Origin of the sequence: Burkholderia sp. E168m15, from assembly GCF_016586105.1 — a bacterium.
Taxonomy (GTDB): domain Bacteria; phylum Pseudomonadota; class Gammaproteobacteria; order Burkholderiales; family Burkholderiaceae; genus Burkholderia; species Burkholderia orbicola.
Genome location: NZ_BCPO01000172.1, coordinates 25,975 through 43,343 on the forward strand (window position 1 = coordinate 25,975; position 17,369 = coordinate 43,343).

Genomic DNA, 17,369 nt, shown 5'->3' on the forward strand with positions numbered 1-17,369 from the left:
CCGTTTCCGGCGAATTGCCGGCAGGCCGTTTTCGGCTTGCGCAGCAATTTCAGGCGTCGATGCTAAATAAGCTGCCAATTTGCCGCCTATTCAAAACGGACATTCTCATATTCTTTCCGGACCAGACTATTCACCCATCCATCAAAGCCTTTACTGGCAAGGACTTTACGAATTACCGACAAAACCGCACGGAATTGACAGCCGCAAATTGGACTGTCTAGGATAAGAATTGCGATTCATCAAAAAATGAAATGCACGATGCGAATATGTATTTTTCATTAAACAAATACACGCATTTAATTCATCCACCGGAATAAGCTTTCCAGGAGAAACGACGTGATCGATTCGACGCTTCAATTGCCGCTGTCCGCGCCGCAGCGGGATTTCTGGGAGGCCGCCCTCGCGTATCCCGTCCCGTCGACGCATATCTACGCGGCCGAGTATTTCGAGATTCGCGGCGCACTCGACACCGACGCATTCGAACGCGCGCTGCGGCAGGTGATTCGCGAGGCGCAGACGTTGCACACGACGCGGATCGTGCTGGATGGCGACACGCCCGTGCGCGTGCTCGACGCCGCGCTCGCCGACGACTGGGCACTCGAACGCGTGGACCTCGCCGGCACGAAAGACGCGCACGCCGTCGCGCTCGCCGGCATGCGTGCGCACTGCACGGGCGCGATCGAACTGGCGCGCGGGCCGTTCTTCCGCCACACGCTGTACCGCATCGCACCGGATCACTACTACTGGTATCACGGCTACGCGCACATCCTGGTCGACGGCTATTCGGGCAGCCTGATCGCCACCCGCGCCGCCGAGCTGTACAGCGCGTTCGCGGCAGGCGCCAAGGCACCGCCCGCGCGCTTCGCGTCGCTCGCCGAGCTGCAACTCGACGAAGACGCGTACCGCGCGTCCGAACAGTTCGCGCACGATCGCCGCTACTGGCTCGAACGCTTCGCGGACCAGCCGCGCACGGTCACGCTCGCCGGCCCCGCGCGCTTTCCCGAGCGCGACGACGGGCCCGACCTGCGCGAGACGCGTATCGCGAGCGCAAGCGAGAGCGCACGCATCGAGGCGGTCGCCAAGGGGCTCTTCACGTCGACGGTGCCGCGGCTCGTCACCGCGCTGACCGCCGCCTACCTGTACCTGAACACCGGCGCGCACGACATCGTGCTGTCGGTCGCCGCGATGGCGCGCACGTCGGCACGGGAGCGCCGCACGCCGACGCAGTGCGCGAACATGCTGCCGCTGCGCCTGCACGTCGAGCCGGGCCACACGCTCGACGACCTGTGCCGCCAGGCGAACCGCGAGATGACCGCGCTGCGCCAGCACCAGCGCTACCGGATGGGCGACCTGCACCGCGAACTGACGTCGCTCGACAACGGCCAGGGCGTGTTCGGCCCCGAGATCAACATCATGGCGTTCGACTACGACCTGCGGTTCGGCGACTGCGTGACGACGTCGCACAACCTGTCGGTCGGCACCACCGACGACCTGATGGTGAACCTGACCGACCGCCGCAACGGCGAACCGCTGCGCTTCGACTTCGACGCGAGCCCGCAGTACTACAGTCGCGACGCGCTGAACGCCCACGTCGGCCAGTTCCTGACGTTCATGCGCGTGGCGCTCGACGAACCGTTCGCGACGCTCGGCGCCCTCGAAAGCCGGCTCGACTTTCAACCGGCGGCGCTCGCCGGCTGAAAATCGTCTGCGTCACCGTGTTGCCCCATCCAACCGAATCACTACGGAGTCCTGTCATGTCCTATTCGGAATCGCGCTTCTGGCATCCCCGGCAACATCCGCTCGCCGCGTCGCGCTCGCCGATCCGCATCACGCGCGGCGAAGGCTGCTACCTGTACGACGACACCGGCCGGCCGTATCTCGACGCGGTCGCGTCGCTGTTCAACGTGTACGTCGGCCACGGCCGGCGGGAGATCAAGGAAGCGATCGTCCGGCAGCTCGACGAACTCGAATATCACCCGGTGTTCGCCGGGTTCAGCCATCCGCGCGCGGAAGAACTGTCGGCGCGGCTGATCGACATGCTCCAGCCGGAAGACATGAGCCGCGTAATCTTCGGCTCCGGCGGCTCGGACGCCGTCGAGGCCGCGCTGATGATCGCGCGGCAGTACTGGAAGGTGTCCGGGCAGCCCGAGCGCACCAAGTTCATCGCGCTGCGCCAGGCCTATCACGGCTCGCACTTCGGCGGCAGCTCCGTCACCGGCAACACCGTCTACCGGCGCAACTACGAGCCGGCGCTCGCCGGCTGCTTCCACGTCGAGACGCCGTGGATCTATCGCAACCCGTTCACGCATGACCCAGAGGAACTCGGCCGGCTGTGCGCGTCGCTCGTCGAGCGCGAGATCCTGTTCCAGGGGCCCGACACCGTGGCCGCCTTCATCGCCGAACCGGTGCAGGCGACCGGCGGCATCATCGTGCCGCCCGCGAACTACTGGCCGCTGGTGCGCGAAGTGTGCGACCGCCACGGCGTGCTGCTGATCGCCGACGAAGTGGTGACGGGCTTCGGGCGGACCGGCGCCGCGTTCGGCAGCCGCGGCTGGGGCGTCGCGCCGGACATCATGTGCCTGGCGAAGGGCGTGTCGTCGGGATATCTGCCGCTCGGTGCGACCGTCGTCAACCGCCGCATCGAGAACGCGTTCGCGTCCAACCCGGGCGGCATCGGCACGCTGATGCACGGCTACACCTACTCGGGCCATCCGATCGTCTGCGCGGCCGCGCTCGCGAACCTGCAGATCATCGTCGACGAGGATCTCGCCGGCAACGCGGCGCGCGAAGGTGCGTACCTGCTGGAGCGGCTGCAGCCGCTCGTCGACCGCTATCCGGTGGTCGGCGACGTGCGCGGCAAGGGGCTGCTGGTCGGCATCGACCTCGTGAAGGACAAGGCGACGCGCGAATCGATCGAGCCGTCGGACGGCTATGCGGCCGCGCTCGCCGACGCGGCGCGCGATGCGGGCGTGCTGATCCGCTCGCTCGGCAACCGGCTCGCGATCGCGCCGCCGCTCGTGATCGGTCGCGAGGACGTCGACCGGATCGTGCACGCGGTCGAGCACGCGTTCGAAACGGTGCCGCGCTGGACCGCACGCTGAGCGCGGCAGCGGGGCGGCGGCGCTCAGCGCGCCGCCGCTTCCGCGGCAGCGAGGTACTGGCTCGGCGTGACGCCGAACGCGCGCTTGAAGGTGGCCGCATAGGTGGTCGGGCTGCGATAGCCGACCTGATGCGCGGCCTGCGTGACGGGCATGCCGCTCGCGAGCAGCGCGAGCGACATCGACAGCCGCAGTTGCTGACGCCACGCGGCCACGCTCATGCCGGTCTCGCTGCGAAACAGGCGCGCCAGGTGGCGCGCGCTCAGCGCGGCGTCGCGCGCGAGCGTGTCGAGCGGCAACTCGCAGTGCGGCTCGCGCTGCAGCCGCTCGCACAGCTTCAGCAAGCGCCGGTCGCGCGGCAGCGGCAGCGTGAGCGGCGTCTGCGCGAGCTCGCTCAGTTCGTCGGCGAACAGGCGCGCGAGCGGATCGTGGTCGACGCTGCAATCGAACGGATGCGACACGCGCGTGGCGAGTTCGCGCAGCAGCGGCGATACCGTCATCGCGCACAGCGTGGCCGGCAGCCGCGCGCTGAGCGCGTCGCCGAGATAGAGCGAGCAGAGCTGGACGTCGTCGGCCACGCGCATCGCATGGACGGTGCGCGCCGGAATCCAGATCGCGCGCAGCGGCGGGGTGATCCAGCGCTGGCCTTCGACGTCGAGTACCAATACGCCGCGCGTCGTAAACAATAGTTGCCCGGCCTGATGCGCGTGCGGGGCATACTCGTGAGCAAGCGCGCGGGCGGGAGCCGACGCGCAGGGCGGTTCGATCGCGCGGATCCCGCCGAAGGCGAACGCGCGCGCACCGGCGCGCGCGAGGAGAGGCACGTCTTGAACGCTGGTCATGGTCGATCAGTCCTGATACGAAACCGGAGGGGTACCGCAACACGTGAAACGACGGGGGGACAGTGCCCGCACAAGCGGGCCCGTCGTGCGAACAGCCGCCATTAAACCGGCGTCGGCTTCGCCTCAAAACTGTCCTTTTGAACAGGATACGCGCGGGCCGCAATGCACGGCCCGCCCACACCGACGAGGATCACCGATGGACCTGACAATACTGCACGACTGTTTCGACGCACTACAACGCGCGCCCACCGCGGAAGCCGCGTTTCCGCCGATTGCCGCCGCTGCGGCCGCGCTCGGGTTCCGGTATTGCGTGTACGGCTTGCGCCGCACGCTGCCGCTCGCCCGGCCCGACCTGCAGATCGTCGGCAATCATCCACGCGAATGGGAACACCGTTATGTGAAATTCGGCTACGTGACGATCGATCCGATCATCAAGCGGGTCGCGAGCCAGCCGCGGCCGGTCGTATGGAATGCGTTCGACGAGCCGGGCGACACCGCGTTCTGGCACGACGCGGCGTGCTTCGGGATGCGTTACGGCTGGTCGCACGGCGGCTACGACCGGGCCGGCAATCTCGGCGTGCTGACGCTCGTGCGCGACACGACGCCGCTCGACGCGGATGAAATCTCGCGATTGCGCGCACCCTGCGCGAGCCTCGCGCATGCGGCGCACGCATACCTGATGCCGCGCCTCGCCGATCCGATCGCGCCGGTCGGCACCGGGCTGACGCTGCGCGAGCGCGAGGTACTGGCGTGGACGGCCGACGGCAAGACGGCCTACGAGATCGGGATGATCTTCGGGATCGCGGAGCGGACGGTGAAGTTCCACCTGCAGAACGCCGTCGTGAAGCTCGACGCGATGAACAAGACGCATGCGGCCACCAAGGCCGCGATGCTCGGGCTGCTGCCCTGACGGCGCGCACGCGCACGCCGTGATCTGAAAGGAAAACCCGGGCCGGCCCTGCCGCCCGGGTTTCGACCCGCTTATGCGACGGCCTGCACCGCCGGCTGTCCGGCAAAGAAGGTTGCCTGCACAACTTCATCCGCACGGGCATACGCGCGGTTCACGCCGCTGATCACCGCACGAATCGACGCCGTCGTCAGGTTCGCATCGACGCCGACACCGAACGCGCTGCCGCGCACGCCCGTACCGGCCAGCTCGGCGATCGCGATCGCCTTCGCATCGGCGCCCTGCGACAGCGCGCGTTCCTCGTAATGCTGGATCCGCAGCGGCGTGTGCAATGCATGCATCAGCGCGTCGAGCGGGCCGTTGCCTTCCCCACGCAGCACGCGGCGCTCGCCGTGCACGTCGGCGGTCAGCACGATCGTCTCGCGGCCGTCGCGCTCGGTCAGCTCATGGCTGACGTAACGCAGCGGCGTGTCGCTTTCGACGTATTCCTGCTGGAACAGCGCCCAGATCTGCGCGCTCGTCACCTCGTGCCCGCTCTCGTCGGTCAGGCGCTGCACGGCCGCGCTGAAATCGACCTGCATGCGGCGCGGCAGCGCGACGCCATAGCCCTGTTCGAGCAGGTACGCGATGCCGCCCTTGCCCGACTGGCTGTTCACGCGAATGATCGAATCGTACGTGCGGCCGAGATCGTTCGGATCGATCGGCAGGTACGGCACTTCCCATACGGTGTCGGCGCGCTGTACCGCGAAGCCCTTCTTGATCGCGTCCTGGTGCGAGCCGGAGAACGCGGTGAACACGAGGTCGCCGACATACGGATGACGCGGGTGGACCGGCAACTGCGTGCACTCCTCGGACGTGCGCGCGACTTCGTTGATCTGCGAGAAATCGAGGCCCGGATCGACGCCCTGCGTGTACAGGTTCAGCGCGAGCGTCACGAGATCGACGTTACCGGTGCGTTCGCCGTTGCCGAACAGGCAGCCCTCGATCCGGTCGGCGCCGGCCATCACCGCGAGTTCGGCCGCCGCGACCGCGGTACCGCGGTCGTTGTGCGGGTGCACCGACAGGATCAGCGAATCGCGGCGCGCGAGGTTGCGGTGCATCCACTCGATCTGGTCGGCGTAGTAATTCGGCGTGCCGATTTCCACCGTGGCCGGCAGGTTCACGATCGACTTGCGCTCGGGCGTCGGCTGCCACACGTCGAACACCGCGTCGCACACTTCCTTCGCGAAATCGAGTTCGGTCGCGGTAAACGTTTCCGGGCTGTACTGCAGCGTGAATTGCGTGTCGGTCGCCGCATCGGCGCACCGCTTGATCGTGCGCGCCGCGTTCACCGCCAGCTGCTTCACGCCGTCGCGATCGAGGGTGAACACGATCTTGCGGAATTCCGGCGCGGTCGCGTTGTACAGGTGCACGATCGCGCGCTTCGCGCCGCGCAGCGATGCGAAGGTGCGCTCGATCAGGTCGTCGCGCGCCTGCGTCAGCACTTCGATCGTCACGTCGTCGGGAATGTGGCCGCCCTCGATCAGTTCGCGGACGAAATTGAAATCGGTTTCGGACGCGGACGGGAACGCGACCTCGATCTGCTTGAAGCCGATCGCCACCAGCGTCTTGAACATCCGCATCTTGCGCGTGGCGTCCATCGGTTCGAACAGCGCCTGGTTGCCGTCGCGCAGGTCGGTGCTCATCCAGATCGGCGCCTGCGTGATCGTGCGCGACGGCCACGTGCGGTCGGGCAGGTTGACGGGCGTGAACGGTCGGTATTTCGTCGCGGGGTTCTTAAGCATCATGATGTCGGTCCTCGGTCTGTTTGTCGGTGAAGCGCGGCGCGGCAGCCATCGGCATCAGGAGCCGGCGACGTGCGCAGCGGTGAAAACGGCAAAAAAGCAGCACAACGGCAAAGCGGTACGGCAAACGACGGCCTTGGCGGTTGAGCGACCGGGACGGAGCGGAGTGGTGACGGAAGAAAGACGAACTCAGGCGCCGGTCGACAACCGGGGCCAGGTCGGTGATGCGGGGAAAATCTGGCGCTTCAGGAAAGAAGCAGATGGAAAGCGCGCAGCCGCAGACCCAGCCCGGAGAAGCGGGCTAGTAGTCGTAGCGAGAAGAGGAACTGGGCGGCGTGCATGACCGGCATCAAATCACAGGGTGACCACGGCTGTCAACCAGGTACGCATCCATCCCGCTCCGTCCCCCGATGCGCGCGTTTGCGCAGAATCAGTCCCGTCTGATAGGCGGCGGCTTGCCCCGTCGATATGCTTCACGGGTGCGGCGCCGGTGAGGCCCTATTCATGTTCGGAGTGAGTCGGTCCATCCTCTTCGCCGGCGCCGCACACCCCTCCTTGCAATCGGGCTTCGGTGTGGGCGTTCGACGGTGGCCGGTGGGCGCGGCCACGACAGAGATGCTGATGTTGAAACGAAACGCTGCCATATGCGAACGCCGAGCGTCTGCTCCGAAGTCCGATTGCCCCCCGCCTCTCCTACCCCACCTTCGCGTTGCGCTCGCGCATCATTCAGGAAAGCGATACACGCATCGATATAGTTTCCTGAATATATCTAAATCCGCCTCATTAAGCATGTTTCATTAAATCGATTAGCGCTGCTTTTCGAATTACTGAACAATACCCATTCTCATCTGAATATTTTTTTATTTATTTTTCGTCATGCTCGCCATGTCGCATTTCAAACGGCAAACGTTTGCGCGACAAGGCCCTTGGCCTTACCTAACAAGCCACAGGAGAACAGCATGGCCGACTCTCAAACGTCATCCAACCGCGCCGGCGAGTTTTCGATTCCGCCGAATACCGATTTCCGCGCGATTTTCTTCGCGAATGCAGCCGAGCAACAGCACATCAAGTTGTTTATCGGCGACAGCCAGGAACCCGCCGCGTATCACAAGCTGACGACGCGCGACGGCCCGCGCGAAGCCACGCTCAATTCCGGCAACGGCAAGATCCGTTTCGAAGTGTCGGTGAACGGCAAGCCGTCGGCGACCGACGCGCGCCTCGCGCCGATCAACGGCAAGAAGTCGGACGGCTCGCCGTTCACGGTCAACTTCGGGATCGTCGTGTCGGAAGACGGCCACGACAGCGACTACAACGACGGGATCGTCGTGCTCCAGTGGCCGATCGGCTGATCTGACACGGACCGACCACCAATCGCCGCCGGCCGCCTCCGTGGCGGCTGGCGGGTTGGCGCCGCGTTAAGCGGACTCGCCCCATCCCGAACCGCCTCATCACCGGAGACTTCCATGCCGCTCCTTTCCGCTTCGATCGTTAGCGCGCCCGTCGCGACGTCGGAGGCTTACGTCGACATCCCCGGCCTCTACATCGACATCGCGAAGGCCGGGATTCGCGACGGGAAACTACAGGTCATCCTCAACGTGCCGACGCCTTACGCGACCGGCAACAACTTCCCCGGCATCTATTTCGCGATCGCGACGAACCAGGGCGTCGTCGCGGACGGCTGCTTCACGTATTCGTCGAAAGTGCCCGAAAGCACCGGCCGCATGCCGTTCACGCTCGTCGCGACGATCGACGTCGGCAGCGGCGTCACGTTCGTGAAGGGCCAGTGGAAAAGCGTGCGCGGCAGCGCGATGCACATCGATTCGTACGCGAGCCTGTCAGCGATCGGGGAAACGGCCGCGCCCTCGTCGTCGCAAGGCGGCGGGAACCAGGGCGCCGAAACCGGTGGCACCGGGGCCGGCAACATCGGCGGCGGCGAACGCGACGGCACGTTCAATCTCCCGCCGCACATCAAGTTCGGCGTGACCGCGCTCACCCACGCGGCGAACGACCAGACGATCGACATCTACATCGACGACGACCCGAAGCCGGCCGCGACGTTCAAGGGCGCCGGCGCACAGGACCAGAACCTCGGCACGAAGGTGCTCGATTCCGGCAACGGTCGCGTACGCGTAATCGTGATGGCGAACGGCAAGCCGTCTCGGCTCGGTTCGCGACAGGTCGACATTTTCAAGAAGTCGTACTTCGGGATCGTCGGATCGGAAGACGGCGCCGACGACGATTACAACGACGGCATCGTGTTCCTGAACTGGCCGCTGGGTTGATCGACGGCCGTCACGAAACATCGCAATGGCGACGGGGCCCGCCACGCATTGCGCGTCGCTCGATAAATCATTTGCAGTCCCACTGCTGTACACCGCGCGCGGTCCGGTGAAATCCGTTCGCCGGTCACGCGATGCGGAACCTTCCATTCAGACGAGGACGACATGTCACAACCCTTTACCCACGACGACCTGTACGCGCTGCTGCAACTCGCGGGCAACGACGCCACTGCCGTGCAGGCCAACGGCGATCAGGCCGTGCTCGACCGGATGCGTCAGTTCATGACCGCGCAGCTCGTCGAGAAACTGCCGCAATACGACGTGTTCGTCGATATCGCGACGATCCCGTACAGCTTCGACGTCGGCAGTTGGCAGAACAAGGTGAAAACCGATGCGGCAGGCGAGGTCGTTGCCTGCACGGTGACGTGGGCCGGCGCGCCGGGCGTGTTGCCCGGTGCCGCGGCGAAGTTCGGCGTCGGCGCGGTGGTCAATTACTTCTCGAAAGCGACACCGCAACCCGTGCAGCCCGCGCCCGTACCGACCGGCGGCGGTGAACGCGACGGCGTCTTCAACCTGCCGCCGAACATCGCATTCGGCGTGACCGCGCTGGTCAATTCGTCCGCCCCGCAGACGATCGAGGTCTTCGTCGACGACAATCCGAAACCCGCCGCGACGTTCCAGGGCGCCGGCACTCAGGACGCGAACCTGAACACGCAGATCGTGAACTCCGGCAAGGGGAAGGTGCGGGTAGTCGTGACGGCGAACGGCAAGCCGTCGAAGATCGGCTCGCGTCAGGTCGACATCTTCAAGAAGACCTACTTCGGGCTGGTCGGATCGGAAGATGGCGGCGACGGCGACTACAACGACGGGATTGCGATCCTGAACTGGCCGCTGGGTTGAGTCGCGGCAGCCTGACGCGCGTCGCCACGCCGCCCGGCGTGGCGATGGGCCGGCGAGCGTCCGTCATCTGCGAGCCCCCGGCCCGCGCCGCAATGATGCGATCGGCCGCGACGATACGCGCCAAGGCCGATCGCTCCGCGCATCCTCGCCCGTCGAATCACCACGCCCACCGGACGCCGGCATTACCAGTGATCGTGCGCTGATGCTCGCCACCGAGGTTCGTCAGGTAGCTGACCGTCGCATACACGCTGCCGCGCTTCGTCAGCTGCGCGACGAGCCCCGCGCCGATCTGCCCGGCCGTCTGCCCGACTTGCGTGCCGATCGTCGTCGAGCCGCCGAACGTCGTCCTGTCATCGCTGCCGAACGAACGCAGCACGTTCACGCGCAAGTACGGCTTCCAGCTCACGCCGTTCGCATCGAACGCGTATTGCAGCCGCGCGCCGATCCGGCCGAGGAACGTGTTGCCGTTGTTCCACGTGACGTCCGACACGCCGTCGTTGAATCGGGCCAACGACAGCCATTGCCACAGCAACTGCGCCTGCGGCTCCAGCGTCAGCCCATAGCCGAGCGAGATCGGCACGCCCGCTTCGACCGAACCGGTGACCGCGTTGCCGTCCGTCGAACCACTCACATTGTTGTTCGAATGCGTGCGTACGGTCAGCACGCTTCCCATCACCACTGCGTCCGTATACCAGCCGCCCGGGCCAATGTGTGTCCAGTATCCGCCGAGGTTGTACGCATTCACCTGCAGCGAACCCACGCCCAGATCCGGCTGCGCGAGCGCAAAACCGTTCACGTCCCCAATCGCGCGCGAGAATCCGAGGAAGAAGCCGTAGTGGTTACGGTGTCCGCTCGGTCGGTTGTCCGCATAGAGATCCTGCCCGACCTGCATCCCCCATACCGTTCCGTCATAGGACGGCGTCACATCGCCATTCTGCTTGATGTTGCTGTAGCCGCCCCATACACGTGACCACGACACGGGCACCGAGCCGTTTTCGGCCAGCAGTCCCTGTTCGCCCTGGCGATCATGGAAGGTATCGATCTGCAGCAATCCAAGCTGGCGCGCGACAGCCGGCACTTCCGAGTACAGCGGGACTTCGGGACGGTAAACAGGTTCCGGCTTGGCGTCGGGCGCCGCGTTCTTGACAGCCTCGACGATCGATTCCGGCGTACCGTCGGCAACACTGAATGGCGGTTGCTGCGTTGGCTGATCCGGCCGCGGAGGAACCGTGCTGCGCAGATACCAGTCCTCCCCCGTCAAGGCGGTAACCCCGCCTTTCACCAGATAATAGGAGTAAGCGCCAGCGCTGACCGTACCGCCCGCCAACGTAAACGCGTTACCCGTATTCGCAAAGTTCACGGCGTAAACCAACCGAATACCGTCGGACTTGGTCAGCGCACCGGCACCACCGACGTTCGTTACGTTCAGTGTCGTCTTGCCGCTTGCCGTCGCCACTGCCGGCACACCGCCGATCAGCAGCGTGTCCGATGGCGCACCGTCGCCGGCAAGCGTCGTATTCATGTTGACCGCTCCATTCTGCCCGACATAATTGCCCGACACGGCCAATCCGTTACCGACAACGCGCCCACGGAGCTCCACAACTCCCGCATTCGTCAGGGTTCCGAATATCCGGAAGTCTCCCGGCAAACTGCTGGCCAGACTGGGCAGCGCATTCGCGACTGAAATCGTGCCATTGTTCGTCACGTTACCCGTCACACTGCCATACCCGCCAAGCGTCGCACCGGGCGCAATGGTCAAGGGGCCACCGCCCCGCAGACCCGCCGCCGCATCGAGATCACCGACAATGAGCGTGCCGGCAGCCACGTTCGTTCCGCCCGAATACGTGCTGTGTACGCCATTCAATGTCAGCGTGCCGTCTCCCAGCTTGGTGAGTCCGCCCGAACCCGTGATGTCCTGCATGATCGTCGTGTTGAACCCCTGCGTATCGATCGCGCTGTTGTTCGAAGTGGTCGAGATCGCGCGGCTCGACGCGAGATTGAACGCGCTGCCGAACTGCAGCGTGCCGCCGTTGAAAGTCAGTCTTCCCGATGAAGCGCCGAGCGCGTTGTCCGCCGCGACCGACAGCGTGCCTTGCGTGATCGTCGTGCCGCCGGAATACGTATTGCCACCCGCCGCGGACGGCGTGAGCGTCAACGTGCCCGCGCCGGTTTTCTCCACCGCGCCCGCACCGGCGATCGTGCCCGTGTACGTTCCGGCGCTGTCCTGCTGGAAGCGCACCAGCCCGTTGTCGGTGACGGACAGCGGCAGGTTCGACGCATTCGCCTGCAGCGTCGCGCCCGCGTTGACGGTCGCGACGACCGACGCCGTCGTCGTGCCGAGCGTGCCCGTGAGGTTCAGCGTGCCGCTCTGCACGAGCGCGGTCGAGAACGTGCCGGTGCCGCCCCACGTCCAGTCGGTGCCGGCCATCGTCAGGCGCTGGAAATTCGTGAACGCATTCGACGCGGTGCCGGTGCCCTGCAGCGTCACGGTGTTGGTGCCCGCGCCGCCGTTGGCCGTGCCGACGATCTGCGAGCCCGTCTGCAGGATCAGCGTCACGTTGCCGTTGCCGCCCTGGATCGCGGTGCCGCCGCCGCCCTGGATCAGCCCCGCGTTGGTGATCGTCGTCGCGCCGTTGGTCGAGCGCACGCCGATGCCGTTGTTGCTGACGATCCGGCCGCCGGCCTGGTTCGTGATCGTCGCGGTGAACGAACTGCCGAGCGTGTTCGATACGACGGCGTCGACGCTGCCGCCGCTCGTCGCGGTGCCGGTGGTCTGGATCGTGCCGCTGTTGACCAGCGTGTCGTTGTTGCCCTGCATGTAGACGGCCGGCGCATCGCGGCCGTTCGACGTCAGCGTGCCGCTGTTGGTGATCGTGCCATTGCCGCCGAGCAGCGACGCGGCGCGCGCGTTGTTGCCGGACGTCGTCACGGTGCCCGTGTTGACGATCTGGTTGCCCGATGCGCCGGGATTGCTTTGCCCCCACGCGGCCGTCATCCCGTACGCGTTGTTGCCGGTGGTCGTGATCGTGCCGTTGTTGACCAGCGTATTGTTGTTGCCGTTCGCGGCCATCCCGTCGTTGTAGGTGCCCGACGTCGAAATCACGCCGGTCGCCGCATTGGTGAGCGTGTTGCCGTTGTTCACGCCGAGCAGCACCGCGCCGCGGTTCGCGACGCCCGTGCCGTTGCCGGACATCGACAGGCTGCCGTTGTTGGTGATCGTGCTCGACGTGTCGACCGAGAACGGCGTCGGCGCGGACGTCAGCACGTAGCTGCCCGTCACGGTCGAATCGAGGTTGATCGTCACACCGGTGCTGCCGGCCGTGGCCACGACCGACGGCGCATTCGCGCCGGTACACGTCACCGTCGTGCCGCTGCCCGGCGCGGTGGCCGAGCACACCGCATACGCACTGACCGGCACCGCGCCGGTCAGAATCGCCATTCCACCCAAACCCAGGTTCCGCGCCTTTCTTTTCATTTTTCCGCTCGCATTTATTGGTGACGTTATTGCTGCAAATCGGTGCGTGAAACGGGTTATATCACCTGTCTTGAAATAATCGCAAGATCCATTGGCGTGATATCGGAAATCACGTGGCAATTCATTGCGGAACGGGAAATAAGGAAAATGGTCGCGTTGTTGCGTCGCGGAAAATGCTGCGGCACCGGCATCATGAAAGCGGACCGGAGCGAACCGGTTTAATTTTCCGGTTATCGCGAGACTCCTGAAAGTTGTGACGACGAGATTCGGGCGAATCGGAAAATATGACGCGATACCGCAATCGCACGGGCCGTGCAAGGCAACATGGACAATTCGGCCATGTTGCCTTGCACGAAGCAATGCCACCCGCTTTTGGACGACTACATGGCCAGAGGTGTTCGTCGATGCGCTCGACGATCCCGCCAGCAGATGTTCCGGATAGCTGGACGGCCGCCGTCGAAGCCGCCATGCGACGCACTCCGCCGACGATCGAACGACGGGCTACTTAACCGCGTTGCCGTCCACCACGTGCCATGCTGGAAAAAACGCCGTCCCGGTAAATCCACGCATGAACCAGGGCAGCCGACAGAAGGGCCAGCACGACGACGAACAGCAGTCGCGCCAACAGGCCATGCGCATCGCGCAACCATGCAAAGAGCGTCGGACTGGCCGGTACGATCGCAGGCAGGTTGACGCCCTTGAACAGGACAATCGGGAAACCGCCCGCCGACAACAAGGCCCAGCCGATCAGCGGCAATGCCAGCATCAGCACATACAGTGCCCAGTGGGACGCTTTCGCTGCGAGCACCTGCCAATACGGCAGACTAGCCGGCAGTGCCGGCGGCCGGCTGCGCACCCGATTCGCGACGCGCAGCAGCGCCAGCACAAGGATCGCGATACCCAGCGGCCGATGCAGGTCGATCAGCCAGATCCGGTGATGCAACGACGTCATCATGCCGGCGCCGATGAACAGCATGGCCAGGATCATCGCGGCCATCAGCCAGTGCAGACCGCGCGCCAGCGCGTTGAAATGGTGCGGCGCGCCACCGCTCGCCAGCTTGTGCGTATTCATTTGACCCCCTGCTTGCCGACTGCCTCGGTCGCCTTGCCGTAGCCGATTTCGCGTTCGCGGCGATTGAACGAATGCGCGTACGCTCCCGAGCGCGCGTTCAGGATCGGATCGTTCGACACCGCGACGCCCGCGGGCACGATCGACGGATCGAAGTTGATGTCGCGACACGCGCCCTCGGCCTGTTCGACGACACGCGTCATTTCCAGCGTGCCGGCGACGAGTTGCTTGCGATCGGCCGGCCACGGCTGCGACGCGTCGTCGACCGGATCGCCCGGCTGCGCGAGTTGCAACACGTAGTCCCAATGGAGCGGCTTGCGCGCGAGCCGCTCGCGCACGCCTTCGAACAGGAAGTCGTGGTCGGCCTTCTGCCGCTGCGCATCGCTCATCGGCATGAACGGGTCATGCGGGCGCATCATCCAGCGCACCGGCTGCCGGTGTCCGTCGGCGGCCACGAGATAGAAGGCATTGACGCTGTAGAACGTCGCGCCCGCGAAACTGCCCGGAGCCGGTTCCTGCGCCGCCCATTTCATGAACTTCTCCGCCTCCGGGTACGCTTTCAGGAACGCGGACACCCGCGCCGGGTCTGGCTGGCCCGTGGCCGGGTCAGGCGCGGTCGCCTGCTGCATGGCCAGAAAGCCCTCCGGTTCGTGTGTCGCGAAGTACGGCTGGTTGTTCATCGCCATGCGCCATTGCTGCTTGTCATCGGTCGTCAGCAGCAGAGCCATGCTCAGCGTCGTCGTGGAGTTGTCGGCCGCGTACGGGCTGCCGGTGCCGATCGAGAGTCGTCCGACGACCGGGATGTCCGCCTGCGTGAAGACACGCGCGGTCGACAACGGCACCGCCGCGCGGTCGGGACGGAACGTGCCGACGAAGCAGACGCCCTTGCCGTGCGCGCGGCGAAAGCCGGGCGGAAACGGCTGCGGGGTTTCCGATACCAGCGATACGCTGGTCGTGCGCGAACCAATCCAGCCGGCCGTCCACGCAAGGGTCGACGTCAGTGCGCCGCCAGCGCCCCCCACGTGCGTGTCGACCTGAAATCCAGTTTTGACATAGATGGTTTTCATCCCGTTGTGTCGTCGTGCGTGCCGCGCCATGTTTTGCCCAGCGCGGTCGTCTATGCATGAAGCGCGCGGCCGCGCTCACGAGCGCCGCCGGGTGCGCACGATCGAGTGGATTGAGGTACGAACGCGGTCGCGATGACCCGCTGTGGGAATCGCCACGCGCGTTGCATCCGAAAATCTTAGCGACGGGGCAAAAGCGGAACCATCAGACCAGGCTGAAATCGTCAACGGGGTGTAGGACCAGTCCGGCCGCGCGCGCAGCGTCGTTGCGCGCATGCCGAGACGGCGGGTGTCGGTTGGCCCATGCAACGATGCCGGCCATTGCGGCCAGCATCGAGGAGCGGGCAACTGCTAGCGGTCAGCCCGCATGGGATGCGGAGCGCGTCGACATCGCCACGGGTTGCGCCCAAGTGGCCGATGCTAGCTGAATGCGCGCATCACGCGCCACGCGGTTGAACGCCACGCGTTGCGCACCCTTCAGTTTCGCCGCTCTGGCTGCGTGCACGAGCTCGATCGGATCGACGAGGCGCGCATGCCGGCGCACCTCGAAGTGCAGATGCGGGCCGGTCGCCGTTCCCGTGCTGCCGACCGCGCCGACGCGTTGACCGCGCGTCACGCGCGCGCCGGTTCGCAACGTCGGCTCGAACGCCGACAGGTGCGCGTAGTACGACGCGTAACCGCCGTCATGACGAATCACCACGTACTTGCCATAGCCGCGCGGCTCGGTGCCGATGAACGTCACGACGCCGCGCTCCGACGCATGAACGGCGCGGCCCGCCGGCGCCGCGAGATCGACGCCCGAATGCACGTGACGCGCACCGCTCACCGGATGCACGCGCGCGCCGAACAGCGAGCTGATGCGCGTCGCGGCGACCGGCATCGCGAAGCGTGCGCCGGCGAGCGGCATGCCGTCAAACTCGTAATAGGCGCCCGGCGAGCCGGCCTGCGCGGCGAACCACACGGCCGCGACGCGCTGCCCGCGAAAGCGGACATCGAGCGCCGTCACGCGTACGCGGCCCGGCCGCGTTGCGCCATGGTCCGGCTCGAATGCCACGCGGAAGGTGTCGCCCTGCGCGCCGCGCTGCGTCGGATCGATGCGCCCGGCCAGCATGTGGGCGATCTGCGCGGCGACGCCGGCCGGCAGATCGGCGCGCGCCAGCGACGCGTGCAGGCTGCCGACGATCGCGCCGGCGCGCGTGCCGCGATCCGGCTGCGCGAGCGTGAACGGCTCGGCGGAGGCCAGATCGACCGGACCGTGCGCGAACGCCGGCTGCGCACCCGTCGCGGGCAGCGCCGACGCCAGCCCGTAATCGAACCGCGCCGCATAGCCGCGTTCGACCGCACCGCGCGCGGTATCGCACAGCACGCGATATGCAACGCAGGCGCCGAAGCGCACCACCGGATCGTCGCGCCCGGTGCCTGCCGACACGTTCCACGCATGCGATGCATAAGCGACGTCGAGCGGCGCGGCGGACGATGCACGCAGGCCGCCCCACGTCGTGCGCGCGGAATTGAAGAAAGGCACGTCGCCAAGATCGGTGGTTTCCGCCGTCGCGGGCGCGGCCGGCGCGGCGTCGTGAAACGCCTGCGCTGCCGCGCCCTGTGCGCCGGCCACGCACGCCGCCGCGACGATGCCGCGCAGGAACGCACGACCCATCGGAAAACGGTGAACGCCGCGTGACGCGGGTCGACCTTGCTCGCGTGCGACACGGAAACGCAGGTCTGACCGCATGACGTCGTCACTCGCTATTCAATGAAAAATCGGGAAAGAACCGGACATCGCTGAGGAACGATCGTCGCGATCCGGCTACTCGACAGCGAGTGTATCGGCGTGGTCGAAACGGCTAAATAGGACTCGTCTTATTTGTTAAGAATGCCGCTTAATACTCGTACTAAAACAATGCCGCCGGGACGCCATGCATTCGCGCGAAACCCGCCGCGCCGTGTACAG

The 17,369-nt window shown here is 65.8% G+C and carries 12 protein-coding genes; 6 read left to right on the top strand and 6 right to left on the bottom strand.

From position 1 onward, the window contains the following. The first annotated feature begins 336 nt into the window (after window positions 1-336). Both JMF86_RS26550 and JMF86_RS26555 read left to right on the top strand, forming a co-directional pair. The gene (locus JMF86_RS26550; protein WP_011548591.1) at window positions 337-1,698 is read left to right on the top strand and encodes a condensation domain-containing protein; all 1,362 of its coding nucleotides are present in this window, start codon (window positions 337-339) and stop codon (window positions 1,696-1,698) included. Window positions 1,699-1,754: 56 nt separating this feature from the next. Next, on the top strand, window positions 1,755-3,101 hold the full coding sequence (locus JMF86_RS26555; RefSeq protein ID WP_011548592.1) for an aspartate aminotransferase family protein: 1,347 nt from the start codon (window positions 1,755-1,757) through the stop codon (window positions 3,099-3,101). 23 nt (window positions 3,102-3,124) lie between these two features. On the opposite strand, the gene JMF86_RS26560 is transcribed toward JMF86_RS26555, so the two are convergent. After that, a complete protein-coding gene (locus tag JMF86_RS26560; RefSeq protein WP_006479993.1) occupies window positions 3,125-3,940 on the bottom strand; it encodes a helix-turn-helix transcriptional regulator in 816 nt (271 codons plus the stop codon). Between the two features lie 196 nt (window positions 3,941-4,136). On the opposite strand from JMF86_RS26560, the gene JMF86_RS26565 reads away from it, so the two are divergent. Further along, complete coding sequence (locus tag JMF86_RS26565; protein WP_011548593.1) at window positions 4,137-4,850, top strand: autoinducer binding domain-containing protein; 714 nt, start codon at window positions 4,137-4,139, stop codon at window positions 4,848-4,850. 71 nt (window positions 4,851-4,921) lie between these two features. Here the strand turns inward: JMF86_RS26565 and leuA are convergent, their stop codons facing one another. Continuing rightward, window positions 4,922-6,631, bottom strand: a complete 1,710-nt coding sequence (gene leuA, locus JMF86_RS26570; protein WP_172593294.1) for a 2-isopropylmalate synthase — start codon at window positions 6,629-6,631, stop codon at window positions 4,922-4,924. Window positions 6,632-7,590: 959 nt separating this feature from the next. Between leuA and JMF86_RS26575 the strand changes: the two genes are divergently transcribed. The 3 genes from JMF86_RS26575 (at window position 7,591) to JMF86_RS26585 (ending at window position 9,810) form a co-directional block, all read left to right on the top strand. Continuing rightward, the gene (locus JMF86_RS26575; RefSeq protein WP_006479996.1) at window positions 7,591-7,980 is read left to right on the top strand and encodes a fucose-binding lectin II; all 390 of its coding nucleotides are present in this window, start codon (window positions 7,591-7,593) and stop codon (window positions 7,978-7,980) included. 114 nt (window positions 7,981-8,094) lie between these two features. Then, the gene (locus tag JMF86_RS26580; RefSeq protein WP_011548595.1) at window positions 8,095-8,913 is read left to right on the top strand and encodes a fucose-binding lectin II; all 819 of its coding nucleotides are present in this window, start codon (window positions 8,095-8,097) and stop codon (window positions 8,911-8,913) included. Between the two features lie 162 nt (window positions 8,914-9,075). Next, a complete protein-coding gene (locus JMF86_RS26585) occupies window positions 9,076-9,810 on the top strand; it encodes a fucose-binding lectin II (protein WP_011548596.1) in 735 nt (244 codons plus the stop codon). Window positions 9,811-9,967: 157 nt separating this feature from the next. Here the strand turns inward: JMF86_RS26585 and JMF86_RS26590 are convergent, their stop codons facing one another. From JMF86_RS26590 to JMF86_RS26605, 4 genes are all read right to left on the bottom strand, one after another. Next, complete coding sequence (locus tag JMF86_RS26590) at window positions 9,968-13,249, bottom strand: autotransporter outer membrane beta-barrel domain-containing protein (protein WP_011548597.1); 3,282 nt, start codon at window positions 13,247-13,249, stop codon at window positions 9,968-9,970. A 541-nt stretch (window positions 13,250-13,790) separates the two neighbouring features. Continuing rightward, window positions 13,791-14,357, bottom strand: coding sequence for a cytochrome b (locus JMF86_RS26595; RefSeq protein WP_011548598.1), 567 nt, complete (start codon window positions 14,355-14,357; stop codon window positions 13,791-13,793). Next, on the bottom strand, window positions 14,354-15,421 hold the full coding sequence (locus tag JMF86_RS26600; protein WP_050809577.1) for a catalase family peroxidase: 1,068 nt from the start codon (window positions 15,419-15,421) through the stop codon (window positions 14,354-14,356). Before JMF86_RS26600 ends, JMF86_RS26595 begins: the two co-directional genes overlap by 4 nt. Before the next feature lie 355 nt (window positions 15,422-15,776). After that, window positions 15,777-17,150, bottom strand: a complete 1,374-nt coding sequence (locus tag JMF86_RS26605; RefSeq protein WP_011548600.1) for a M23 family metallopeptidase — start codon at window positions 17,148-17,150, stop codon at window positions 15,777-15,779. Between the last annotated feature and the right edge of the window lie 219 nt (window positions 17,151-17,369).